The 23,949-nt window shown below is 51.4% G+C and carries 23 protein-coding genes; 5 read left to right on the forward strand and 18 right to left on the reverse strand.

The window, feature by feature from the left end; translation table 11 throughout:
* Window positions 1-210: 210 nt before the first annotated feature.
* The 3 genes from ACO0LE_RS10305 (at window position 211) to ACO0LE_RS10315 (ending at window position 3,402) form a co-directional block, all read left to right on the forward strand.
* Window positions 211-1,320, forward strand: a complete 1,110-nt coding sequence (locus ACO0LE_RS10305; RefSeq protein ID WP_422960282.1) for an aromatic ring-hydroxylating oxygenase subunit alpha — start codon at window positions 211-213, stop codon at window positions 1,318-1,320.
* Between the two features lie 197 nt (window positions 1,321-1,517).
* Complete coding sequence (locus ACO0LE_RS10310) at window positions 1,518-2,453, forward strand: DMT family transporter (RefSeq protein WP_422960283.1); 936 nt, start codon at window positions 1,518-1,520, stop codon at window positions 2,451-2,453.
* A 91-nt stretch (window positions 2,454-2,544) separates the two neighbouring features.
* A complete protein-coding gene (locus ACO0LE_RS10315; RefSeq protein WP_422960284.1) occupies window positions 2,545-3,402 on the forward strand; it encodes a sulfurtransferase in 858 nt (285 codons plus the stop codon).
* A 182-nt stretch (window positions 3,403-3,584) separates the two neighbouring features.
* Here ACO0LE_RS10315 and ACO0LE_RS10320 read toward each other — a convergent pair whose 3' ends face one another.
* The 14 genes from ACO0LE_RS10320 to rbsK form a co-directional block, all read right to left on the reverse strand.
* On the reverse strand, window positions 3,585-4,355 hold the full coding sequence (locus ACO0LE_RS10320) for a C1 family peptidase (RefSeq protein ID WP_422960285.1): 771 nt from the start codon (window positions 4,353-4,355) through the stop codon (window positions 3,585-3,587).
* A gap of 1 nt (window position 4,356) precedes the next feature.
* Window positions 4,357-5,163: a ZIP family metal transporter gene (locus ACO0LE_RS10325; RefSeq protein ID WP_422960286.1), complete on the reverse strand. Its 807-nt coding sequence runs from the start codon at window positions 5,161-5,163 to the stop codon at window positions 4,357-4,359.
* A gap of 216 nt (window positions 5,164-5,379) precedes the next feature.
* A complete protein-coding gene (locus ACO0LE_RS10330; RefSeq protein ID WP_422960287.1) occupies window positions 5,380-6,120 on the reverse strand; it encodes an alpha/beta fold hydrolase in 741 nt (246 codons plus the stop codon).
* Between the two features lie 88 nt (window positions 6,121-6,208).
* A complete protein-coding gene (locus ACO0LE_RS10335) occupies window positions 6,209-6,670 on the reverse strand; it encodes a methyltransferase family protein (protein WP_422960288.1) in 462 nt (153 codons plus the stop codon).
* Window positions 6,671-6,822: 152 nt separating this feature from the next.
* Window positions 6,823-7,704, reverse strand: coding sequence for a dienelactone hydrolase family protein (locus tag ACO0LE_RS10340; protein ID WP_422960289.1), 882 nt, complete (start codon window positions 7,702-7,704; stop codon window positions 6,823-6,825).
* A gap of 148 nt (window positions 7,705-7,852) precedes the next feature.
* On the reverse strand, window positions 7,853-8,083 hold the full coding sequence (locus tag ACO0LE_RS10345) for a TIGR02450 family Trp-rich protein (RefSeq protein ID WP_422960290.1): 231 nt from the start codon (window positions 8,081-8,083) through the stop codon (window positions 7,853-7,855).
* Complete coding sequence (locus ACO0LE_RS10350) at window positions 8,080-8,496, reverse strand: cytidine deaminase (protein WP_422960291.1); 417 nt, start codon at window positions 8,494-8,496, stop codon at window positions 8,080-8,082. Before ACO0LE_RS10350 ends, ACO0LE_RS10345 begins: the two co-directional genes overlap by 4 nt.
* 157 nt (window positions 8,497-8,653) lie before the next feature.
* On the reverse strand, window positions 8,654-9,496 hold the full coding sequence (locus ACO0LE_RS10355; RefSeq protein ID WP_422960292.1) for an isopenicillin N synthase family dioxygenase: 843 nt from the start codon (window positions 9,494-9,496) through the stop codon (window positions 8,654-8,656).
* A gap of 12 nt (window positions 9,497-9,508) precedes the next feature.
* A complete protein-coding gene (locus ACO0LE_RS10360; protein ID WP_422960293.1) occupies window positions 9,509-10,501 on the reverse strand; it encodes a nucleoside hydrolase in 993 nt (330 codons plus the stop codon).
* 191 nt (window positions 10,502-10,692) lie between these two features.
* A complete protein-coding gene (locus ACO0LE_RS10365) occupies window positions 10,693-11,664 on the reverse strand; it encodes an ABC transporter permease (RefSeq protein ID WP_422960336.1) in 972 nt (323 codons plus the stop codon).
* Window positions 11,665-11,674: 10 nt separating this feature from the next.
* On the reverse strand, window positions 11,675-12,751 hold the full coding sequence (locus ACO0LE_RS10370; protein ID WP_422960294.1) for an ABC transporter permease: 1,077 nt from the start codon (window positions 12,749-12,751) through the stop codon (window positions 11,675-11,677).
* Window positions 12,752-12,753: 2 nt separating this feature from the next.
* Window positions 12,754-14,331 (reverse strand): ABC transporter ATP-binding protein, encoded by a 1,578-nt coding sequence (locus ACO0LE_RS10375; RefSeq protein WP_422960295.1) that lies wholly within the window; start codon window positions 14,329-14,331, stop codon window positions 12,754-12,756.
* 300 nt (window positions 14,332-14,631) lie between these two features.
* A complete protein-coding gene (locus ACO0LE_RS10380; RefSeq protein ID WP_422960337.1) occupies window positions 14,632-15,633 on the reverse strand; it encodes a BMP family lipoprotein in 1,002 nt (333 codons plus the stop codon).
* A gap of 224 nt (window positions 15,634-15,857) precedes the next feature.
* The gene (rbsK, locus tag ACO0LE_RS10385) at window positions 15,858-16,787 is read right to left on the reverse strand and encodes a ribokinase (protein ID WP_422960296.1); all 930 of its coding nucleotides are present in this window, start codon (window positions 16,785-16,787) and stop codon (window positions 15,858-15,860) included.
* 636 nt (window positions 16,788-17,423) lie between these two features.
* On the opposite strand from rbsK, the gene ACO0LE_RS10390 reads away from it, so the two are divergent.
* Together ACO0LE_RS10390 and ACO0LE_RS10395 are read left to right on the forward strand one after the other, a co-directional pair.
* The gene (locus ACO0LE_RS10390; protein WP_422960297.1) at window positions 17,424-18,515 is read left to right on the forward strand and encodes a PfkB family carbohydrate kinase; all 1,092 of its coding nucleotides are present in this window, start codon (window positions 17,424-17,426) and stop codon (window positions 18,513-18,515) included.
* Window positions 18,516-18,525: 10 nt separating this feature from the next.
* Window positions 18,526-19,458, forward strand: a complete 933-nt coding sequence (locus ACO0LE_RS10395) for a pseudouridine-5'-phosphate glycosidase (protein ID WP_422960298.1) — start codon at window positions 18,526-18,528, stop codon at window positions 19,456-19,458.
* 11 nt (window positions 19,459-19,469) lie between these two features.
* Here the strand turns inward: ACO0LE_RS10395 and ACO0LE_RS10400 are convergent, their stop codons facing one another.
* The 4 genes from ACO0LE_RS10400 to accB all read right to left on the reverse strand — a co-directional run bounded on the left by ACO0LE_RS10400 (window position 19,470) and on the right by accB (window position 23,851).
* Complete coding sequence (locus ACO0LE_RS10400; protein WP_422960299.1) at window positions 19,470-20,849, reverse strand: DUF3426 domain-containing protein; 1,380 nt, start codon at window positions 20,847-20,849, stop codon at window positions 19,470-19,472.
* A 12-nt stretch (window positions 20,850-20,861) separates the two neighbouring features.
* Window positions 20,862-21,773: a 50S ribosomal protein L11 methyltransferase gene (gene prmA / locus ACO0LE_RS10405; RefSeq protein ID WP_422960300.1), complete on the reverse strand. Its 912-nt coding sequence runs from the start codon at window positions 21,771-21,773 to the stop codon at window positions 20,862-20,864.
* Between the two features lie 93 nt (window positions 21,774-21,866).
* On the reverse strand, window positions 21,867-23,237 hold the full coding sequence (gene accC / locus ACO0LE_RS10410) for an acetyl-CoA carboxylase biotin carboxylase subunit (protein ID WP_422960301.1): 1,371 nt from the start codon (window positions 23,235-23,237) through the stop codon (window positions 21,867-21,869).
* 152 nt (window positions 23,238-23,389) lie between these two features.
* Window positions 23,390-23,851 (reverse strand): acetyl-CoA carboxylase biotin carboxyl carrier protein, encoded by a 462-nt coding sequence (gene accB / locus ACO0LE_RS10415; RefSeq protein WP_422960302.1) that lies wholly within the window; start codon window positions 23,849-23,851, stop codon window positions 23,390-23,392.
* Between the last annotated feature and the right edge of the window lie 98 nt (window positions 23,852-23,949).

Raw genomic sequence — 23,949 nt, forward strand, 5'->3', positions numbered from 1 at the left:
GAGCCAGCACAACGGCAATCGCCGCGCGGTAGCTACCCAGTGCCGCCGATTCAGGTATAATCCGCGGTCTTGTCCAAAATTTCCTCTTCATTCTTTTTGTGTGAGCTTTTGCCTGAATATTGTCGCAACTGACCGCGATATGCAGTTAAAAGCAGGTTTTTGTGGATTCTTTCTCCTTTAGGTTGGTGCAAATTAATTTGGGGGGTAGGGATGTCCGATCTGGCTTCTTTTTCCAAACTCGCGCGCTCTGACGCGCAACTTCCTGTTCACGTGTATTTTGATCAATCCTTGTTGCAACGGGAGATCAAACAACTTTTCCAGTCTGGCCCGCGTTATGTCGGTCATGAACTGATGGTGCCCAACGTCGGCGACTTTGCCACGCTCGCTGCCGAGAACGAGGGTCGCATGCTTGTTCGCAATGCCGAGGGGGCTACTGGTATTGAGCTCATGTCCAACGTCTGCCGCCATCGCCAGGCACTGATGTTCAACGGTCGCGGCAATACCAATCATATTGTTTGCCCGCTGCATCGCTGGACTTATGACCTCAAAGGGGAGTTGATCGGCGCGCCGCATTTTGATGACACGCCTTGCCTGAATCTGTCGCGTACACCTTTGCAAAACTGGAACGGCTTACTGTTCGAGCAAAACGGTTATAACGTGATGGAAAAAATGGGGCAGCTCAGCATCACCAAAGACCTCGATTTCACCGGTTATATGTTGGATCACGTTGAAGTTCATGAATGTGATTACAACTGGAAGACCTTCATCGAAGTGTATCTTGAGGATTACCACGTAGAGCCTTTTCATCCTGGCTTAGGCAGTTTTGTCACCTGTGATGATTTACGTTGGGAATTTGGCGAGGACTACAGCGTGCAGACGGTTGGTGTGAATAACGGTCTCTTAAAATCTGGCTCCGCTACGTATCAGGCCTGGCAAGAACAAGTGTTGAAATTCCGTAACGGAGAAACGCCAAAATACGGCGCGATCTGGCTGACGCTGTACCCGAATATCATGGTCGAATGGTATCCCCATGTACTGGTGGTGTCGACCTTATGGCCGACTGCGACGGGCAAGACGCGCAATGTGGTTGAGTTCTACTATCCTGAAGAGATTGTTTTGTTCGAGCGCGAATTTATCGAAGCCGAGCGTGCCGCCTATATGGAAACCTGTATTGAAGATGATGAGATCGCGTTGCGCATGGATGCCGGTCGCAAGATTCTGATGGATCGCGGCGTCAGTGAAGTTGGCCCGTATCAATCACCGATGGAAGACGGCATGCAACATTTCCATGAGTGGTATCGACGCCGAATGCAGTTTTAGTCGCAGGATAAAATTACCTCAGTTGCGTCAATCGGTTATGTAACTTAATTATGCTACTTCGCTATGTAGCTAAGTTATTCAGACTAAGTTATTCAACTAAGTTACTTAGTTACCTTAATTGCCTAAATGAAGACGTCTATCGATTACCTGCATAATAGGGGAGCGAATTAGCTCCCCTTATTTTTTTGAGAAAAACGATGCAGTCACTTTGGATGCTGGTAGCCAGCTTCTTGTTTTCTATCATGGGTGTCTGCGTGAAGCTCGCCTCGGACACGTATTCAACTTCAGAGATTGTTGCTTATCGCGGCGCGATTGGCATGCTGATGATTTTTATCCTGATCCGTGTACAGGGCGGTAGCTTGCGCACGTCGATGCCAGGACATCATCTATGGCGTGGGGCAATTGGCGTGCTGGCATTGTGGTTATGGTTTTATTCAATCAGTCGCCTGTCGCTGGCGATGGCGGTTACCCTGAATTACATGTCACCGGTCTGGATTGGCTTTTTTTTGTTCACAACGGCCTGGTTCAAAACTGGACATGACGGTAATGGCACGCGTCGTATCGAATGGGGTTTGGTTGGTGCCGTGACTCTGGGATTCGTCGGCGTGATCCTCTTATTGCGACCGAGTATGCATGCCGATCAGATGCTTGGTGGTATGGTTGCGTTGATTTCTGGCATGCTGGCCGCACTCGCGTATATGCAGGTGCGTCAGATGGGTTTGATGGGGGAGCCGGAGTATCGTGTCGTGTTTTATTTTTCTGCAACCTGTGCAGTAGCCGGTGTGCTCGGTGCCTTGCTCACGGGTGGTTTATCCGATCATTCGCTGGCATCCGGCTGGCATCCGCACAAGCTTAAGGGTTTGCTGTTATTGTTGGTCATTGGTGTCACTGCGGCATCGGCGCAAATGGCGATGACGCGTGCCTATCGCCTTGGAAATACGCTGGTAGTCGCGAATCTGCAATATGTCGGCATCGTGTTTTCTAGTATCTGGGACGTGATGCTGTGGCATGATCAGCTAGGCTGGTTAAGCTGGTGTGGTATCGCCGTCATATTAAGTAGTGGTCTGATCGCGACGTTTTATAATAGTCGTAATAAGTCTGCTCTGCCCAATGATCCGATTGCGTCGGAATAGTCGGCTTTCATTAGGCAGTGCTGGCGTCGGACTTTAGGTGTGAGTGTTCTGTAGTAAGCATTTTTCGTCAGTTATTCAGATAAAGGAAACTATGTACACGACTCTGATCTCTGCAAGTGATTTGGCTGCCCACATCGATGACCAGCGCTGGGTCATTCTCGATTGCCGCCATGATCTGATGGACACGCATGCCGGTAAAAAAGCGTATGACACGGGCCATCTGCCGCGCGCCCAGTTTGCTCACCTCGACAGTCAGTTGTCCGGTGCGAAAACCTCGTCAAACGGCGCTTTTCACGGGCGCCATCCCTTACCCGCTAAAGAAGATTTCATCCGCGCTTTGCGTTCATGGGGAATCGATCATTCTACTCAGGTCATTGCGTACGATGCACACGGCGGTATGTTCGCAGCGCGTCTGTGGTGGATGTTGCGCTGGGTTGGTCATCGATCCGTTGCCGTGCTGGATGGCGGCGTTCCGGCCTGGCAGGCAGCGGGTTTACCGTTGACGGATAAGCTTGCTGAGGGTGGTCGCGGCAATATCAGCGCGTCTGCCAGCCTGGTCAATCAGGTCAGCCTCGGCGACGTACTAGCCAATCTCGCCACTTCGGCACGCACGCTGGTGGATGCACGTGCTGCGGATCGGTTTCGTGGTGAGAATGAAACGATTGATCCGATTGGTGGCCATATTCCCGGCGCTAAAAATCGCTTCTTTAAAGATAATCTTCAGCCAGATGGCCGCTTTAAATCAGCCGAGGAGTTGCGGGCAGAGTGGGTTGCGATTGTGCCGGATCCGGCTAAATCGATTATGCAATGCGGCTCTGGGGTGACGGCTTGCCATAACCTGCTGGCGCTTGAGGTTGCCGGTTTAAACGGTGCGGCGTTATATCCGGGATCGTGGAGCGAATGGTGTTCGGAGCCTGCGCGTCCCTACGTCACCGGTGCTGAGGGATAATCCGCGTAAAGCGGCTGATGTGAACAAGCAAATAAGTAGTTAAATACCCATACTCCCCTCTTTTTTTGTCAAATATGCTTAATCTCGCATGTTTTACCTGCGATATGGAAATATACAGGGTGGGAGTATGTTATTTCTGATAGGTAATATCAAAAGTATCGCCTGATCCTGATGGTGTCACATTATCCTTCGACTGCGCGTATGGTCCAGAAATCTGCTGCCAGGTTTGACTCTAGCAAGTAAGCATAAGGAACGGTAAAAAATCCCTGTTTCCCCCATTGTGGTCCCCAGGAATTCATCACAATAAAGCGCTCGCTCTTATCATCATAACCGACTGCTAATACCGAATGACCACCGACCAGTCCCTCATTTTTTTTCGGCATCTGCAGCACGCCGGATGCCGCCATCTTGTCGGATTCAAAACCCTCGTACAAGGTTAGCCCGAACACAAACGGATGACCCGTCGCCAGACAGACTTTTAAGTGATCGAGTTTTTGCTGTAAGCGCTGGTAGCAGATTGCCTGATGATCCAGTGCTTCGTCATAGGCAGTGCGCGGCGGTTTGGTCGCATACTTCTTGGCGACGTACGGCCAGCTAGTTTCACGACAAACGCCCTGCTTGGCGATGCTCTTGATTGCATCGCGAATCTGCGCACCGTGATTTTGGCGTTCTGTTCCTATCATCACCCGGGCGTTGTAATGCAAGAACAGGCGTGACGGCATGAAGGGACGTTGCATCCCCTGCTTCATCAGATTGAAGCGAAAGGCATTACACACCGCATTTGCCGTACAACTACCGATTCGCTCGCCTTGATCAAACACGCTGGGGCAGTGCGGACGCAGGTCAATCTTAGTTGGCAGGTGGTGCAGATAATCCGGTGGCAGATCGAAGCTATGATCGCGATGATCCGGTAAGTCTGGCAACCATCCATATCCCGCGATTTTTCTGCTCATATCAGCCTCTGTGACTCGTAACGAATAACACCAGAGCAACGCCTAGTGCGATTAATAGTATCTGTGGAATCGTCTCGCGCAAGGTTGCACGACGCTGCATTTGCGGCATCAGATCGCTCACCGCAATATAGATAAAACCGGACGAAGCAAACACCAGCACGTACGGCAGCAGATTGCTCGCGCCCTCCAGCATATAAAAACCAAGCACGCCGCCAACCACCGCCATCAGACTGCAAATCAGGTTGTACATATAGGCACGGGTACGCGAAAAACCGGCATTCAGTAGTACGATAAAATCGCCGATCTCTTGCGGAATCTCATGCGCAATAATCGCAAGGCCAGTCACCAGACCCAGCTTAGGATCTGCCAAAAATGCAGCGGCAATCAAGATCCCATCGGTAAAATTATGCATGCCGTCACCGATCAGTATCATCCAGCCTGCTTTGCCCGCCTCATGTGCATCATGACCATGTTCGTGATGATGTCCGTCACCTTCGTGATGATGCGAATGCCGCAGGATCGCAAATTTTTCGAGTAAGAAAAACGCCAGCAAACCGCCCAGCAAACACGCAAACAAAGTACGTGGATCGGCGCCCGATTCAAACGCCTCGGGTAGCGCATGCAATAGCGAAGTCGACAGCATAATGCCGACCGACAGGCTGACCATTCGTTCGACCATTTTGGATAACAGCGAAAACGAAAAAATAGCTGCAGCACTAATGCTCAGCACGCCAGCAATCGTCGTGGCGAATAAAATGGATAACAACGTGGGGTGAATTTTGAACCTCGAATCGTCAATGCAAGCCATGTGCTTGCAACTGGGTTGCAAATTAAAACACAGAGTGAGGTTTTCTGCAAATTACTGAGGTAGGTTCTAGTTGTAATAGAAACTTCGACACTCTTGGAAAATGTTCACAGAGACGCATGTTTGACCAAATCATGCTTCAGTCGGTGTTTCTATAACGGGGGAAACCGTTTTGGATCTGGTTTAAATTTGAGCCGCAGATTTGTCGAGGTGTTCCATCTAGTCTCTCTTAGTGGCAGTATGTTCTTGAGAAATTGCGGATGTAGTTGTGCAATGTATTTTCTCGACAAAATTTTTAATAGCGTTTGCGGTTATTCCCGGCACCGCTTGCAATAAAAGATGCGGTCCTTTCACATCGATTTGAGTGAGTGCAGGAAGCAGTTGTGCAATGTGCCTGGACGCGTTGGAGAACACGACATAATCATCAGTCGCCCGAAGATATAGAACTGGTACAGAGACTTTTTTAAGTTCAGCAGAATAATCGACTTCCAGTACGCTCTTCAAGCGAATACGCAAGGCATTTGCTGAAACGAGTAATAGCGCATGACGTAATAACGAACGTAGCCGAGTATTTGCGTACTTCCCTAAAAGTAATGGCCAAATCAAGTTTAGCAATTGACCTTTGACCGGTAGTAAGCGAATCAAGGAACTGATTGGGTGGAAATAGGTGTGAGGATTTTTAGCGAATGTGCAGGATAGTATCAGGGCAATAAGCCCTTCAGGATTGGATGCCGCAAGTGAAATAGCAATTGGGCCTGAGAATGATTCGCCAAGCAGGATAAATGGTTTTCCTAACGGTAAATGAGCACGGGCTATCTCTTCAAGTGCTGCATAATTCAGTGGCAGGTCTGGTGGGTATGCGACCACGATGGGATTAAATTCCGGACCCAGAGCCGTAACGAAGTCGGTAAATAGCGTCCCTGAGCCATCCATTCCTGGCAGTAAGACAATGGAAAGCATAGTCCTCTTATTGGTCTCGTTGAACAAAATATACAAATTGATAGCGACTGTGTTAACAGAATATCAGTTGTCCACAACTTGAGTAGCGCTAAAACCAAGCCCTAACCCGCAGTTTATATTTCACATACTCCTCACCAAACAATTCCGTCAGCGCCCGTTCTTCCGGAGCGATCTGGAAGTGTTTGATCCAGAGCATAAAGCCAGCCGGACCAATTGCCACCAGCGGTGACATCAGAAATACAGTCCAGCCACACAGCACGAGGAATAATCCGACGTACATAGGGTTCCGGGTTAGATTGTAGATGCCGCCTTGTACCAGTGATGAAGTCTTTTCGGGTGTCATCGGATTGACGGTGGTTTTCGCTGCGCGGAAAGCGATGGCGCCAGCGAGACTGTAGGCGCCGCCAATGCTGGCGATGACGAGGCAGAGTATCAATCTGAGGGGATATGGTAATTCGATTGCCGGTAGCACGCGCGCTAGCAAGGTCATGCCTAAACCTATTACCAATGCGAGTAAGGGCGGTGGAATTTTGAGTTCTAGTGATGACATGCTGAGTCCTCTTGGTGACTAGACTGAAGTGGGTATTCGTTTGGTCGCAGCTCGTGCGGGGGAGGGAATTTATCCGGTCTGAGTTTGCTCGGACCGGATAGGGCGCTGACCAAGAAGCTGTTTAGCGGTCAGTATGTTGAACCGCGTGAGACTTACACTACGCCGTTTTCTTTAAACCAGGCGACGCAACGAGTCCAGCCGTCTTTGGCATCTGCTTCGACATAACTAGGACGATAGTCGGCGTGGAAAGCATGGCCGGAATTTTCGTAGACTTTGAATGTGGATTTGCTGTTACCTTTTTTGAGTTCCACTTCCATCTTGAAAATCGACTCGGCGTTGATGCCGGTATCTTTCGCGCCGTACAGGCCGAGGACGGGTACTTTCAAGCCCGCTGCGATGTCAACAGGGTTGCTTGGGGAAAGCGGTGTAGGTTCACCAACCAGGCGGCCATACCAGGCGACACCGGCTTTGACGCCGGGATTATGAGCGGCATACATCCAGGTAATGCGACCACCCCAGCAGAAGCCGGTGATTGCCAGTTTGCTGGTATTGCCGCCGTTGGTTTTGGCCCAGGCAACTATGGCATCGAGGTCGGACATGACCTGGGCGTCGGGCACCTTGGAGACAACTTCTTTAATCAGTTCACCGATGTTCGGGTACTTGCTGGCATCACCCTGGCGGACGAATAATTCGGGTGCCAGAGCGAGGTAGCCGAGCTTGGCAAAGCGGCGCGCGACATCGGCGATATGTTCGTGGACACCGAAAATTTCAGAGATCACGAGAACCACAGGCAGGTTAGTTTTGCCCTCAGGTTGTGCTCGATAGACAGGCACTTTTTGCCCGTTGATTTCTAATACAACGACACCAGCGGTCAATCCATTGGTATCGGTCTTGATCATGGTTTGCGCCATGACGGGTAAAGCAGCGGCGGCAAAGCCGACACCGACGGCGGTTTGAATGAAGCTGCGGCGATCAACACCCTCAGCCAGTTTTGACTTGCCGACCAGACTATCGAAATCCTGTTGATTCTGCATAACAATCTCCTGAAGGAATTATTGTGGCATGGGGAAAACAGCGCATAGCATACCGGAAAACCTCAAACCCTTGCGTTGGTGATTTGTATCGCCGCCGTGCCAGCTTGTCACACAATGACCGTAGTAGTCTGGTCACTTTCAGATGATGTTATTTCCAGCCTTGCAGCCATTTGGTGGTGTCTGTCAATTCCTTCCAGGGAATGGTGCGGCTATTCCCGGAGTGAACTGCTTCGATTATGATCAGCTCACAGGGCTTATCCGGATTATCTGGCGTCTCCGGCTCAATGAGCTTAGTCACAATAAAGTGCTTTTCTTTATTCTCCGGCTTAGCCGCAGTCCATTTGCTGAGCAGGAGTTTTTTGGGATTGAGAGGGCTCAATTGGCGTCCGGTTCCAGATAAAACGCATCCGGCAATTGTGCACCGGCGGTCGTGTGTTTGATGTCGCCTTTGATATTGGTCAGCACGACAGCTAATGTCGGTCCGCCGAGTTCGATGATGACTTGGCGGCAGGCACCGCAAGGAGCGATTGGGCCGTCGGTATCGCCCGTGACAGCAATTGCTGCGAAATCACCGGGGCGATAGCCGGCTGCGATGGCACTGAACAGCGCGGTGCGCTCGGCGCAATTACACAGGCAGTAGGATGCGTTCTCGACATTACAGCCGCGAAAAATTTTGCCGTCTTTGGTTTGTACCGCGGCACCGACTTTAAACTTGGAGTAGGGCGCGTAGGCGCGTTCGCGGGCTTGATGGGCTTCGGCGATCAGGTGTTGGGTGAGGTCTTGGGTTGTCATACGGATTCTCTTTGGAGGTAAAGTGTCTGAGCAGAATAGCCAGACCAGGCAGATCGATTCATCATCATTTTAAAATCAATCCCGCTTATCCGGTGCGGCTTCTAGGTCGAAAATGACTGGAGAGGCGCATGAATAAAGCGGGATCGTTTTTAAAATTTTATTTCTTAACGCCGAGTTCCTTCAGACGTTCTTGCAAATAGCTACCGGAGGTGTGGCGTTCCGACAGCACCACGTCGGGACGCGGATGCAGGAACAGCGGCAAAGAAATACGTGATTTTTTCGCTTCTTCGCCAGTCGGGTTCAGGACGCGATGTATAGTCGACGGGTAGTAACCCTGCGACGCTTCATCGAGCATGTCGCCGATATTCACGATCAGCATACCGAAATCGCAGGGCACATCATGCCATGTGTCGTCTTTGCCCAATACCTGCAAGCCTGCCTGCGTCGCTGCCGGCAATACGGTCAGCAGATTGATGTCGCCATGTGCTGCAGCGCGCACCGCATCCGGTTCTTCATCGCCGCGCAAAGGTGGATAGTGCAATACGCGCAGCAAAGTCAGGTCACTGTCGGTAATCATATCGGACAGCGGCATCGAATATTTGGCTTTGATGTCGGCTGGCGTGTGATCTTCAACCCATTGCAGTAGTTCGGTCGCGAGCTGGTTGCCGTGATCGTAGTACTGGCGTGCTGCGTCGGATACTTCGGCAGGATAACGACCTTCCGGATAGATATGATAGAACTCTTTCAGATCACGCTTGGTATTGCCCTTGGCCGTTTCAGAAATTTTTGGCGAAAAATAGCCGTCCATTTTTTCGGCATCGAAGTCGTATTTATTCTTCGCATCCGTCTGGAAGAAGTCATACCATTCTTTGTAAATGGTATTGAGCAGATCTTGCGACAAAGGGTGATTGGTTAAGACGCCAAAGCCGGTGTTGTGCAGGCTTTCGGTGAATTTTTTTGCGGCGTCCGGATCGCGATAATCAACTGGTTGAATATGCATGACGGCTTCTCCTTAGTTGCTCAGCGCTGGTTGTAGCCAGTTGCCGGACAAGGTTGCATCGATCAATGTAGCGCAGGCATCGGCATCGACCTTCATGCAGACGCGGGTCTCAGGCTTGCTGATTTCCCAGCCGGGTTGCGGGTAAGGAATCGCGAGTTTTGCCATCATGGTCTGGCCATTGCCGATGCCTTCTTTGGCGACACGGACACGACCGGATTGCGTTTCGAATATCTCTGGCGCAACCAGCCACACAAACGCCAGTACGTCATGACCGTAGCAGGCATGACCGAGGTCAGGACGGATGCTTTGGTAGAAGTTCGCATAGAAATTCACTGCATGTGACAGGGTGTCCATCGCGACGTGTTGATGCTGTGCTGCGAGGCGAGCAAAGAAGCTTGATGGCAATACCACGCGGTGCGTGACGTCCAGACCGACCATCGTCAGATCCCAACCTGCGGTAAATACCAGATCGGCGGCATCAGGATCATTCCAGACATTGGCCTCGGCGACCGGCGATACGTTGCCTGGTTCGTCAACGGCACCAGCCATCAGTACGACTTTTTTCAGCAGCTTAGGTAATTGCGGCTCCATCTTCAGTGCCAGACCCAGATTGCCGAGCGGACCTACCGCGACCAGGGTGATTTCACCCGGATGCTGACGTGCCATTTTGACGATGAATTCTGCGGCGCTTTCGACTTCTGCTTTGCCACCGACGTCGATACGGCTTGGCAGATTTCCCAGACCATCGGCACCATGGATAAAGTCAGGCGGTGTGCCAGCAGCTTTTGCGAATGGCACGTCCACACCTTGCGCTACCGGAATGCTGCGGCCTGCGATGCGGGTCAGATACAAGGCGTTGATCGTTGCCTGCTCTACATACACATTACCGAAGGTGGTGGTAATACCGATGACGTCGATGTCTTGATGGGCGAGTGCAAAGTACAGCGCCATTGCATCGTCCACACCTGGGTCTGTATCAAAAATGACTTTGTGTTTTGCTTGCATGGATGTTCTCCAAAATTACTCCGGCTGGCCATTAACAGAACCCAGACGCGAAATGACTTGTTGCGGTTGACCCGGTTCAAGGAGGTCGAAAACATGATCGAATATAGCCGTTCTCACTGCTATATAGCTATGTGTCTGCTGCGATCTCAGCTATGGTTCTCCCCTTCAGGCGAGAGAGCACATATAATTGTTTAACGCGACTTTACAAACGGCACGCCAGTTGCTTTTGGTGCGACAGATTTCGCCATCAGTCCCGCGAGTACGACGACGGTGACGACATACGGAATCATCTGTATCAGAGAGCCGGGGATTTTGCCGATGCCTGGAAATTCGATACCTTCGATCTGAACTTGCAATGCGGTAAAAAAGCCGAACATCAAACAGCCCAATGCTGTTTGTAAAGGACGCCAGTTACCGAACACCAGTGCGGTCAGTGCCAGATAGCCGTTACCAGCAGACATATCGCGCAGGAAGAATCCGCTTTGTATGATAGACAGATAAGCGCCCGAAAACGAGCATAAGACACCCGCACATAACATCGCCATGAAACGGGTGCGCTCAACATTGACACCTGCGGCATCGGCCGCGTGCGGGTTCTCGCCAACAGCGCGCAGGCGCAAGCCAAAACGGCTGTGATAGACAATCCAATGCACGACAGGGATTAACGCGAACGCCAGATAGACCAGCGCGCTATGACCACCGATCAACTTGCCGTAGATCCAGCCGATCAGCGGGATGTTTTCTACTGCTGCGGTGCCTGGTAAAACGATATCAAACAAGCGTGCCTGCCCCAGATCTGGCGTACGGCCACCTTGGGAGAAAAAGAATTGGGCAAGGACAAAAGTTAGGCCGCTCATGGCAATATTAATCGCGATACCGGCGACCAGTTGATTGCCTTTTTGTGTAATGCTGACAAAGCCTTGGAGCAAAGCGATTGCGACAGAGATGCCGACTCCTGCCAGTATGCCCAGCCAGGGATTTTGGGTTGTGTAGGCGACCGCAGCAGAGACAAAGGCCGAGGCCAGCATTTTGCCTTCCAATGCCAGATCGACGACGCCGCTACGTTCGGCAAACAGACCCGCCATCGCGGCGAAAATCAGAACCGGTGCATTGCGGATGGTAGAGACCAGTATGCTGGCGAAATGAAAATCATCAAACATTATTAACTCCGCTTCAGTTCCGCTTAAGTAGGCGCGCTAACACCGGCGCATACAGGTTTTCCATGGCGCCACAAAACAAGATGATCAGGCCCTGGATAAAGATGAAGGTTTCGGTCGGGATATTCGGTTTTTCCAGCGACAGATCAAAGCCGCCCTGAATCAGCGCACCGAATAGAATTGATGACAGCAAAATACCAAGCGGATGCTGACGACCCATCAGGGCAATCGCAATACCGATGAAACCAGCGCCTGCCGGGAAATTCAGATTCAGATAATGCGTTGACCCCATCAGGGAATTCACGGATGCCAGGCCAGCGAGACCACCGGATATCAACATCGCGATGACGATGGTTCTTGTGATCGAGATACCCGCGTAGTGGGCTGCATGCTGGTTCAGACCTGTGGCGCGTAACTGATAACCCCAGGCAGAGCGCCACACCGCGATGCCATAAATGACCAGCGCGACCAGCGCCAGGACGAAGCTGATGTTCAGCGGTGTTTCGCCAAGTACGGGCAATATCGCATTCAATTTCGGTAACCAGGCAGCTTCTGCAAACACACGGCTGGCGGGGTTTTGCTGACCGGTTGGAATTAGATAAGTGACGATCACAAAATTCATCAGGCTGGCCGCGATGAAGTTAAACATGATGGTCGTCACCACGATATGACTGCCGCGTCTGGCTTGCAGATAGCCAGGCAAATACGCCCAGGCCGCGCCAAACAGCGCGCTGCCGATGATTGCCAGTGGAATCAACAACCATCCCGGCAGACTCGCGTCGAGCGCCAGCAATACCAGCGTTAAGCCAAGGCCGCCGACATACATCTGGCCTTCACTGCCGATATTGAACAAGCCCGCTTGCATTGCGATGGAGACGGACAAGCCGGTAAAAATAAATGTTGATGCATAAAATAAGGTGTAACCCAAGCCCTCAGGATTGAGTACCGCTGCGTTAAGCAGAATGCCCAGAGATTCAACCGGACTTTCTCCCAGCAGGTAAATAACCAGTGCAGCCACCAGCATTGCAGAGAGCAAGTTCAGAAGCGGTAGGGCGATCGCTGTAGCCCAGCGTGGCAATTCATTATTATTCATGGCTATGCATTGCTCTGTGATGTCGGACGCGCCGTATCGCTTGAGTGCGCCGGCTGGGTAGCGGAGCCGCCCATCAGCAGGCCGATACGTGTTGCGTCGAATTCTTCTGCCATCAGCTCACCCGTGATGCAACCGTCGGACATGACCAGAATCCGGTCGGCCAGTGCACGGACCTCTTCGAGTTCGACCGAGACCAGCAAAATTGCGACGCCTGCATCGCGCATTGCCAGGATTTGCGCATGGATATTCTCGATGGTGCCGATATCTACGCCACGGGTCGGCTGTCCGATCAGCATTAATCTAGGTGCCGCAGCGATTTCGCGGGCAATCACGACTTTTTGCTGGTTACCGCCTGAGAGCAAGGCGATACGCAGGGCAGGATCGGCCGGGCGCACGTCAAATTTTTTCAAGAGATCCGTACAGCGGGCCAGCGTACCTTTAAGGTCCAGCAAGCCGAACCGTTTTTTGACCTGCGTCTGATAGCCGAGAAAGCTATTCATCATCACTGAAAAATTCTTCACAACCGCATCACGCAAGCGGTCTTCCGGCACATGCGCAATCCCGAGCTGGCGAAACCTTGCTGGCAGGCCGTCGGCGTCTTTGCGTCTGGCGATTGGTAATGCCTTGCCTTGCAAGAGCATTTCACCGCTGCTTGGCAAACGCATGCCAGACAGGATCTCCAGCAATTCGCTTTGGCCGTTACCTGAGACGCCGGCAATGGCGACAATTTCACCTGTACGTATGGTGAAATTAATATTTTTCAGTAATTCGACAGATTGTTTGCTACGCAAATTCAGATGCTTCACTTCCAGCACTGGCTGACCCGGCGCATAAGGTGCACGCGGCAATTGTGTCTGGATGGGGCGACCTACCATCAGGTTGGCGAGTTCTTCTTTGTTGGTCGTTGCGGTGGCAACGGAGCCGACCACTGTACCGGCGCGCATCACGGTTACCTGATCAGTGATCTCGAGAATTTCTTGCAGCTTGTGCGTGATCAGTATGATTGTTTTGCCCTGCTCTTTAAACAGACGTAATACGGCAAACAGGGAGGCAGTTTCTTGCACGGTCAGAACCGCAGTCGGTTCATCAAGGATCAGGATATTCGCACTGCGATAGATCTGTTTGAGAATTTCAACCCGTTGCTGCAAGCCGACGGAAAGATCCTGAATTTTGCTGAGAGGATCAACATCCAGTGCATAGCGCTGGCAAATTTCACGTAGCTTTTTCTCTACCTCGGTGCGATGGGCGGCGAGGCGGAAACCGCCTTCGGAACCGAGCATCACGTTATCGAGTACCGTCATGTTTTCTACCAGCATAAAGTGCTGATGCACCATGCCGATACCGAGCTTGATGGCTTCCTGGCTGTTGCGGATGTGTTGTGCCTGACCGTTGATCAACAGCTTGCCACTGTCGGCGCGATAGTAGCCGTACAGGATACTCATCAGTGTCGATTTGCCTGCGCCGTTTTCGCCAATAACGCCATGAATACTGCCTGGCGCAATAGAAAAACTCACATCACGATTGGCATGCACTGCGCCAAAGCGTTTCGATATTTGCTGGAATTCTACGGCTGCTTGCATACAGGGATGGTAAAAAAATTAGCTGAGTGAGGATGGCTATGGTTATGGCAGCAGAGGACTGACGATTACGTGCAATTTATTCTGCCCATCATCTTTGCAGATATGGGCAGAGGTCTTACATCAATCTCTCTTTATCTTAGGACTTATGCAAAACCGCCCCAGCGTCGTTGTTGCCGCCTCGCCGTGCCATAGCACTGTCTTCGTCGGCACGCCTAGCTGGAACAGTTTTGCCTAAGCCCTATATCTATTTGCTGGGTCGCTGGCCAATTAATCTGACATGAATCTAGCATCAAATCGGTATCAAACCGGGCACTTACTGCCTTCACGGAAATCGATCACTTTGACTTTGCCGCTGACGATGTCTTGCTTGGCGGCGTTCACACGTTTTTCGATTTCTGGCGTAATCAGGTTACGGTTGTCTTTATCTAACGCCCAGTCTACGCCGCCTTCTTTCAGGCCTTTGCTGATGATGCCAGCTTTCCAGTTGCCGTTTTTGATTTGCATGAAGCTGTCATAGATGGCCTGGTCAACACGTTTCACCATCGAGGTCAGCATGGTGCCCGGATAGAGATAATTTTGATTGGAGTCCACGCCGATTGCCAGCTTGCCTTTTTCTTTTGCAGTTTGCAGTGTGCCCATGCCGCTGCCACCCGCCGCCGCAAAGACGACATCGACGCCACGTTCAAACTGGGCGCGCGCCAGCTCACCGCCTTTAGCTGGATCGTTCCAGGCGGACGTCGTGGTGCCGACCATATTGGTTGTGACTTCGACTTTAGCGTCAATAGCTTTGGCGCCTTGCGCGTAGCCGCAAGAGAAGGTGCGGATCAGCGGGATGTCCATACCACCGACGAAGCCGATTTTTTTGGATTTGCTCGCCATTGCTGCGGCAACGCCAACCAGATAAGAACCTTCTTGTTCCTTAAACAGGACGGAGCTGACGTTGTCACCGGTGGCTACGCCATCGATCAGGACGAATTTGGTTTTTGGAAATTCTTTGGCAATATTCTGAACTGCCTGACTCTGCGCGAAACCGATCGCGGCGATTAGGTCGACGTTCTTGCGTGCCAGATTGCGCAATACCTGTTCAGTCTGAGTGTCGCTGGCGACCTGGACTTCGAGATAGGAAATTTTGGTTTCTTTTTTGAAGCGCTCTGCACCCTCGGAGGCCGATTGATTGAAGGATTTGTCGAATTTGCCACCTGCATCGTAAATCACTGCCAGCTTTGGATCTGCGGCGTACGCATTCGCGGCGAGCAGGCTTGATACAGCTGTCATGGTCAGGCAAAGATGCTTCAGTTTCATCGGTAAATCCTCGTCGGTCGTATTCGTTGGAGATGACTGCATGGCCAGGCAGGTTCAAATCAGTTCAAGCGTATTTTTACCAGTGGCTAGCAAGCCTAACATGGTCTTACTATTCCAGTCAGTCAGCGCCGATTTTATTTCAAAATTTGTTGCCGAGATACTGAGCTGACTGGCGTAATATCAGGACTCGGTTAAGCTATATCTGTTTGCGAAGTTAGTGTTTGCTAAGCAGCTTGGCGGCGCTGCATAAATTCCATTACTTCCTGACGATGCGGGATCGAGGTTTGTGCACCAAGTTTGGTCACCGTCAGTGCTGCCGTGTATTGCGCCTCGCCGCTGGCATCGAGCACACTCAATCCATTAGCCAGACCAACCGCGAATGCGCCAACAAAGGTATCGCCCGCTGCTGTCGTATCGACGACGTCAACTTTAATTGCGGTGATAAACTGACTTCCTGTTTTATCTGTAATGATGACGCCGTGTTCTCCCATGGTCAGCAGGACGGTGCCCACACCACGCTTAAGCAGTGCTTGGGAAGCTAATTTCGCGCTATTTTGATCGGTCACTGTGATTTTGCTGAGCTGAGATGCTTCTGTTTCATTGACCACCAGATAGTCAACCAGTTGCAAAATGTCGTCAGATAAATCTTGTGCGGGAGCTGGATTCAGGATGACGCCGACTTGATGCTGATGGGCGATCTGAATCGCACGTTCTACGCTGGCCAGAGGCGTTTCGAGCTGGCAGAGCAAGAACTTTGCTGCCATGATCGTGGCGCTCGCACTTTCTACCTGGTCGATGCTGACGCGCGCATTGGCGCCAGCTGCCAGCACGATACTGTTGTTGCCGCTGTCTTCGACGAGAATGCCTGCGACGCCGGTGGCGACGCCATTGATCGTTGCCAGATGGCTGAGCTCTATGCCTTCTTTTGCCAGGCAGGCTTGAGAGAATTCACCAAAACCATCATTGCCTACTGCGCCGATAAAGCTGACTTCCGCCCCCTGACGTGCTGCCGCTACCGCTTGATTTGCACCTTTACCACCGGGAATTTGACAGAATTCATGACCGTGCATGGTTTCGCCGACGGCGGGCATGCGAGGGGTGCGAAACACCAGGTCCATATTGACGCTACCAACAACGGCGATGCGTGGCTTCATTTGACGATCTCTTGGCTAAAAAAATGATCGCGCAATCGTTTGCGCAATCGATTTCCTATTTAACTATGGTGAGCTTATGCAAGTCAAGAACTAATCTGCAAAGCGTTGAAATTTTGCTTCAAATTCAAAATGTTGGAAATTTTGCACGGGATAGTTAGCCACGTCAAATCATCACGACATAAATGCTCTGCTGGTGTGGCATCCGGTTAAAACTGGTGAGGGAATTAATCATCATGTGACGACGAGTTGGACGAAGAATTTGACGAAAAAAAGACATTTGTTTATTATTTTAGACAAATGTTTGTTTTATTCCGCTGTTTTATCTGATTTTTATAGAATTGACGCAAAAACCAAGACCTTTTACCACGGAGACACTGTGGCACGGCGATACAGGGGAAAGTCAGAAGTAAGCGATTCTATGAAATATCGGGTGAAGGTTTTTTAGAAGCTTTTTTAGAAACTTTTCAAACGAATCCGCAAGCGGGGTGCGCCTGTTGGCACGAAAACCCTTTGGAAGCCGCATCCTTCCTGTGGATTCAATATGCTTGGTGGTGATCAGATTGTCGTTTTGCGTAAGTTCTCTTTACGTCACCGTTTTTACTGTTTTATTTCTTTGCACTACTTTTCGGACGCCTCGTGATCGAATCAAAAAAAGAACAGTTATATCAGATTATCCATGCCCAGCCGTTTATCTCGCAGCAGGAGCTGGCGGAGCGGCTGCAATTATCGCGTTCGGCGGTGGCAGGGCATATCGCCAGTCTGATTCGCGAAAAACGCTTACTGGGGCGTGCCTATGTGTTCCCTGAGCGCAGACCGGTGGTGTGTATCGGCGGGGCTAATATCGACCGCAAAGTCCGGACTGTGGGGGCGTTACAGATGGGGACGTCGAATCCGGTCAGTCAGTATGAGAGTTTTGGAGGCGTGGCGCGCAATATTGCTGAAAATCTCGCCCGCTTGGGCAGTGCTACGAGCCTGATCTGCGCTGTGGGGGATGATGCGAGCGGTGCTGGTTTGCTGGCACAGGGGCGTGTTGCCGGGATGGACACCAGTGCCAGCCTGACGCTGAGCGGTCAGGGTAGTGGCAGCTACACCGCGATTCTCGATGCCGATGGTGAAATGGTGCTGGCACTGGCGCATATGCAATTGTGTGAACAGCTTGATGTGGCTTTTCTTGCGAGCCGACAGACACAAAGGGCGGTCGCTCTGATGACCGTCGCGGATCTGAATTTGCCTAAATCCAGTATTGACTATTTGCAGGCTGAAGCGATCCGTTGTGGTCACCCGCTGGTTCTGGTTGCCGTGTCCCAGCCGAAGATGAGCCGCTTGCCTGACGACTTACAAGGAGTCAGGTTGCTGATACTTAACCGGGCCGAGCTGGGAACCCGGGTGGCGCAAACGCTCGATACCGAGGATGACATTAAACATGCCTGTCGCTTAGTGCAGGCACAGGGCGTACAGGATGTCATCGTCACTTTGGGGGAGGCTGGGGTGATGCTGACCGATGGTGCGGAATGGCATGAATTGCATGCGCCTGCTGTGGATGTCTGCGATGTCACCGGTGCTGGCGATGCGTTTGCCGCGGCGGTTTGCTGGTCGCTGTGTCATGACGATAATGACATGATATCGGCAGCAAAGCGCGGACTGCATCTGGCTGCGCTGACCTTACAAAGTGCCGCAACTGTCTGTCCTGACCTGGCTCCTGATACTTTGATAAATTTACCTAAATAAGAAATACATTATGCAAAACCATCTCGTTTTTTCAGAAGAAGTCATCCAGGCAAAAGCACAAGGCAAGGCGATTGTCGCCCTGGAATCCACCATCATTTCCCATGGCATGCCTTATCCGCAAAACGGTCAGACTGCGCGTGAAGTTGAGCAGTTGATTCGTGCGTCGGGAGCAGTGCCTGCGACGATTGCGATCATCGGAGGCAAGATACGGATTGGCTTGTCTGACGCTGAGCTTGAACAGCTTGCCATTGCACCGGATGCGATGAAAGTCAGTCGTCGTGATTTGCCGTATGTGCTCACGACCGGCAAGCTCGGTGCGACTACCGTTGCGGCGACGATGATTTGTGCGGAGCTGGCGGGAATACAGGTATTCGTCACCGGCGGTATCGGTGGCGTCCATCGCGGAGCTGAAACCAGTTTTGATATCTCTGCCGATTTGCAGGAACTAGCCCAAACTTCGATCGCGGTCGTATGTGCTGGTGCGAAGTCGATACTGGATCTGGGGCTAACACTGGAATATCTGGAAACCCATGGCGTACCGGTCGTTAGCGTCGGTCAGGCGGAGTTTCCGGCGTTTTTTACTCGCGATAGCGGCTTCAAAGCGGACTTCCGTTTAGATAGTGCGCAAGAGCAGGCCAGTTTTGTGCGTTGTAAATGGAGTCTGGGTTTGCGGGGCGGTGTGGTTATTGCTAATCCCGTGCCAGAGACTGAGGCGATGCCAAAGGCCGAGATTGATCAGATGACAGAACAGGCTTTACAGGAGGCGGCACAGCAGGGCGTCAGCGGTAAGGCAGTCACCCCATTTTTATTACACAGGATTAAGCAATTAACGGAAGGTCGCAGCCTGGTCACGAATATTGCTCTGATCAAAAACAACGCAGTAGTCGGTTCGCGTCTGGCGGTCGCGCTGAACGCTCTGAATGCACCGAATCAGGCTGATTGATTCGTGCTGCATCAAGGATAAAAAATGCTCACATGATATCCGGCAGCTTTGATGTCGGATAACTCAAAATACAATTTAACGGATTGTTCACTGGAAGGTGAAAAACCTTTAGACAGGTCGTTTTTATTGTTTAGGTAATCGGATGGCACAAATACTTTGCGCAGAACCGGCTTGTCTTTTGCATCGTTCAGCACCAGCTCTAGCATTGGCCATTCTTGCGTGAGCGACCCTTTGTTTTGCAACTGTACGGCCAGAGTAAAAACATTTCTGGCTGCAGACAGCGCTTGCAGCTCATTTGATTCAATCGAAATCTGATCGATCTGTGCAGGCAGGCTGATCTGGCATTTCAATAATTTGCAGCCCTCGATTAATGCAGGTTTTGTCTGCGGCAACCAAGCCGCAATCTGATTGCGGGCGCTATAGCACACCTGGCCTGTTAGTGACAACAGCATAAGCAGGGACAAAACGATCATCGCAATACGGATCCAGCGACGGCGTCCTTTGTTTTTTTCTGCGGCGATGACAAATCCTGGTAATTCTGCTTCATGCTCCAGCTGTTGTTCTGGTTGTGATAATTGATCGGTAACCGAGTCGGATTTGCCGCTGTTATCAAAGTCTAAGCCGTCATGCAAATGCTTCTCCGGCTCGCCGGAATAGACTTCCTCGTCCTGAAGGGCATGCGCATTGTCATCGTCAGTTGGGCCGGAATTATCTAAATGCGGTTCTTGTCTGTTATCTGATTCTGTTGCCTCGCCGGATGCCTCTGTAGCTGACCATGAGGGCTCATCCATTAAAGCAATACGTGTCTCTAGCTCAACTTGATTGATTTTTTCATCATCGAGCGTGTCATCTGCTGACACGATATGTTGAGCGCTCGCTGATGGTGCATCAAGATCTTCGACACCCATATCAAAATCAAGCTCGTCAACGCTTGATGACGCTTCTCTACTCGCGTCCGCAGTTGCCGCGATTGCCGGAGAATGCGCTTCAGCCTGATCGACGAGCGCCTCCGGAGAGGTTGCTTCCAAGGCTTCAACACTTGCCGTATAGTCCGGTTCTTCTTGCGGCATTGCCTCCGATGCTTGCTCCGCAATTGCCGGCGCCGCAATCTCAGTAGGTGCTGGCGCAATGACGCCGGGAGTTGGCGTTGGATTGTCAGTGATCTGAGTAATCGAAGTGGGCGAAGTGGTCGGATTGATCGGAGGGACAGTGTGGTGTGGGGCAGACGGAGTCGCCGGAGGTATAGCAGCGGCAGGTGCCAGCAAATGCTCAATGCCGTTAAAAGTCTGCTGGCAGGAACCGCAACGCACAAGACCACCATGCAGCTTCAACTGATCATTGGCAACCCGGAAGGTTGTATGGCAGTGAGGGCATTGAGTGGCTAGTGCCATGCTTGTGCGTCCTTAGACTGAACGGCGACCGGACAAGGCTACCCAGCCTTCGTGCTCTGCCCAGACGGTGAGTTGGATAAATGGCGCATAGGCTGCAGCAACCTCTTCGGCCTGTCGCGCTAAGACGCCAGATAAAATCAGCGCGCCACCTTCAGCAACGCGACCTGCCAGCATCGGTGCCATGACTTTGAGCGGGCTGGATAAAATATTGGCGACAACGACGTCAAACTGCACGCCGATCGGATGTGAGGCCGCAAAAGTCTCTGGTAGCGCGTACGTGATGTCGCAATGATTGCGTTCTGCATTAAATTGGGCTGACTCTATCGCTTGCGGATCGATATCGACACCGACCACAGCGCGTGCATCGAGTTTTTTCGCAACCATCGCCAGAATACCAGAGCCGCAACCGTAATCTAATACGGACAAATCTTTCGGTGCGTGGGCTTCCAGCCATTCCATGCAGAGACGGGTAGTAGGGTGGCTGCCAGTACCAAAGGCCAGTCCAGGATCTAACTCAAGCACGAGTGCGTTTGGGTCTGGAATGTCATGCCAGCTTGGCACGACCCAAATATTTTTACCTATATGAATAGGGTCGAACTGGGATTGCGTCAGTCGCACCCAGTCTTGTTCTTCGACGGTACGGGTTGTATGGGCTGGAACTGCCGCCAGTCCGACTTCAGTCGATGCTGCGGTCAGGATAGCGACGGGATCTGCGTCTTCTGCGATCAGCGCAACGACGCGGCTGTGATCCCATGCGGCTTCTTCTGGTTCCATGCCAGGCTCGCCGAATAAAGGTCTTTCTGCATCGGTACCTTCATCAGCGTCTTCAACAGAAACGGACAACGCACCCGCCTCCATCAATGCATCTGACAGACTTTCCGCATGATCGCGCGCTACTTCGATGACAATTTCTATCCAACCCATTTTTATATCCTTGTTTACTACATCAGGACGCAGTAGACCAAAGGATCCGCTGCGTCCTGATTTACTTTTAGTTCGAAAATCCGGAAGCCGGACCTAAGATTTATTTTTCTTTGCCAGATCTGGCATTTCTGCCAGCTTGTGCTCTAAATAATGAATATTGGTGCCGCCTTCGATGAATCGTGCATCGACCATCAGTTCACGATGCAAAGGAATATTGGTTTGTATTCCCTCTACTACCATTTCGGACAACGCAATCTGCATGCGACGAATCGCCTGTTCGCGGGTCGTCCCATAAGAGATTACCTTGCCGATCATGGAATCATAATTTGGCGGAACAAAGTAGCCAGCATACGCATGTGAGTCTACCCGAATGCCAGGGCCGCCAGGTGCGTGCCAGGATGTGATACGCCCTGGTGATGGTATGAACTTGAACGGATCTTCTGCATTGATACGGCATTCGATAGAATGACCTTTCAGTTCGATATCGCTCTGGCGTACCCGTAGTTTTTCGCCAAACGCGATACGGATCTGCTCCTGCACAATATCGATACCGGTGATCATTTCGGTTACCGGATGTTCAACCTGAACGCGGGTATTCATTTCGATGAAATAGAACTCGCCGTTTTCGTACAGGAATTCAAACGTACCTGCACCGCGATAACCGATCTTGCGGCAAGCTGCAGCGCAACGGTCGCCGATTTTTTCGATGATCTTACGCGGGATGCCTGGTGCTGGTGCTTCTTCAATGACCTTCTGGTGACGACGTTGCATAGAGCAATCGCGCTCGCCTAACCAGACGGCACTGCCGTGCTGATCGGCCAGGATCTGGATTTCCACATGGCGTGGATTTTCCAGAAACTTCTCCATATACACTTCAGGGTTGCCAAATGCGGCACCAGCCTCCGTTTTGGTCATGGTGACCGCGTTGAGCAATGCTGCCTCAGTATGAACCACGCGCATGCCACGTCCGCCACCGCCGCCAGCTGCCTTGATAATGACCGGATAGCCGACTTTACGTGCAGTTTGGACGATGACTTTAGGATCGTCAGGGAGTGCGCCTTCCGAACCCGGTACGCAAGGTACGCCTGCTTTGATCATGGCGTGTTTGGCAGATACTTTGTCGCCCATCAGGCGGATGGATTCTGCACGCGGGCCGATGAAGACAAAGCCGGATTGCTCTACGCGCTCTGCGAAATCGGCATTTTCAGACAAAAAGCCATAGCCTGGATGAATCGCTTGTGCGTCAGTCACTTCAGCGGCGCTGATAATTGCCGGCATACTGAGGTAACTTAAATTCGAGGGTGCCGGGCCGATACAGACGGACTCATCAGCCAGCTTGACGTATTTTGCTTCACGGTCTGCTTCAGAGTGAACGACCACGGTTTTGATGCCCATTTCACGGCAGGCGCGCTGGATGCGAAGCGCGATTTCCCCCCGGTTGGCGATTAGAATTTTTTCAAACATGATATAAATTTTGCAGTAACGTTGCTTGCAGCGTTGCAGGCAGTATGCTCACTTGGGTACAAAATTCAGCGAGTACGCAATGTGGAATACTGAGTTTAGCCGTTTTGATATCTTGGCCTATCTTAAAACGAAGTCCAGGCTAGAGTTTTGAATTAGCCAACGATAAACAAAGGCTGGCCGTATTCTACTGGCTGACCGTTTTCTACCAAAATCTGTTTGATGGTGCCGCTGAAATCACTTTCGATTTCGTTCAACAGTTTCATCGCTTCAATAATGCACAGAGTATCGCCGGCATTGACGTTTTTGCCGATATCTACGAATGGTGCGGAGCCCGGTGCAGAAGAGCGGTAGAACGTGCCTACCATAGGAGATTTGACGATGTTACCTTCGGGTACAACCGGAGCTGCCGGAGTGCTGGCAGCTGTGGCAACTGGTGCGGGGGACATTGGTGCTGCTTGTTGCATGTGCTGAGGTTGCATCATCACGACTTGATTCTGCGGAACGGCCGGGGTTTTAACAATCCTGACTTTACCTTCGCCTTCAGTGACTTCAAGTTCGGCAATATCGGACTCGGCAACGAGATCAATCAAAGTCTTGAGTTTTCTTAAATCCATGTGAAATCCCCTAGTGAAGATGCGTCTGAACTCAAAATTTAGTTCAGTAAGCGTTATTGGAATGCACGCAATTATATGCTATATCGAAGCCAATGTAT

The sequence above is a fragment of the Undibacterium sp. Xuan67W genome (assembly GCF_049340165.1).
Taxonomy (GTDB): domain Bacteria; phylum Pseudomonadota; class Gammaproteobacteria; order Burkholderiales; family Burkholderiaceae_D; genus Undibacterium.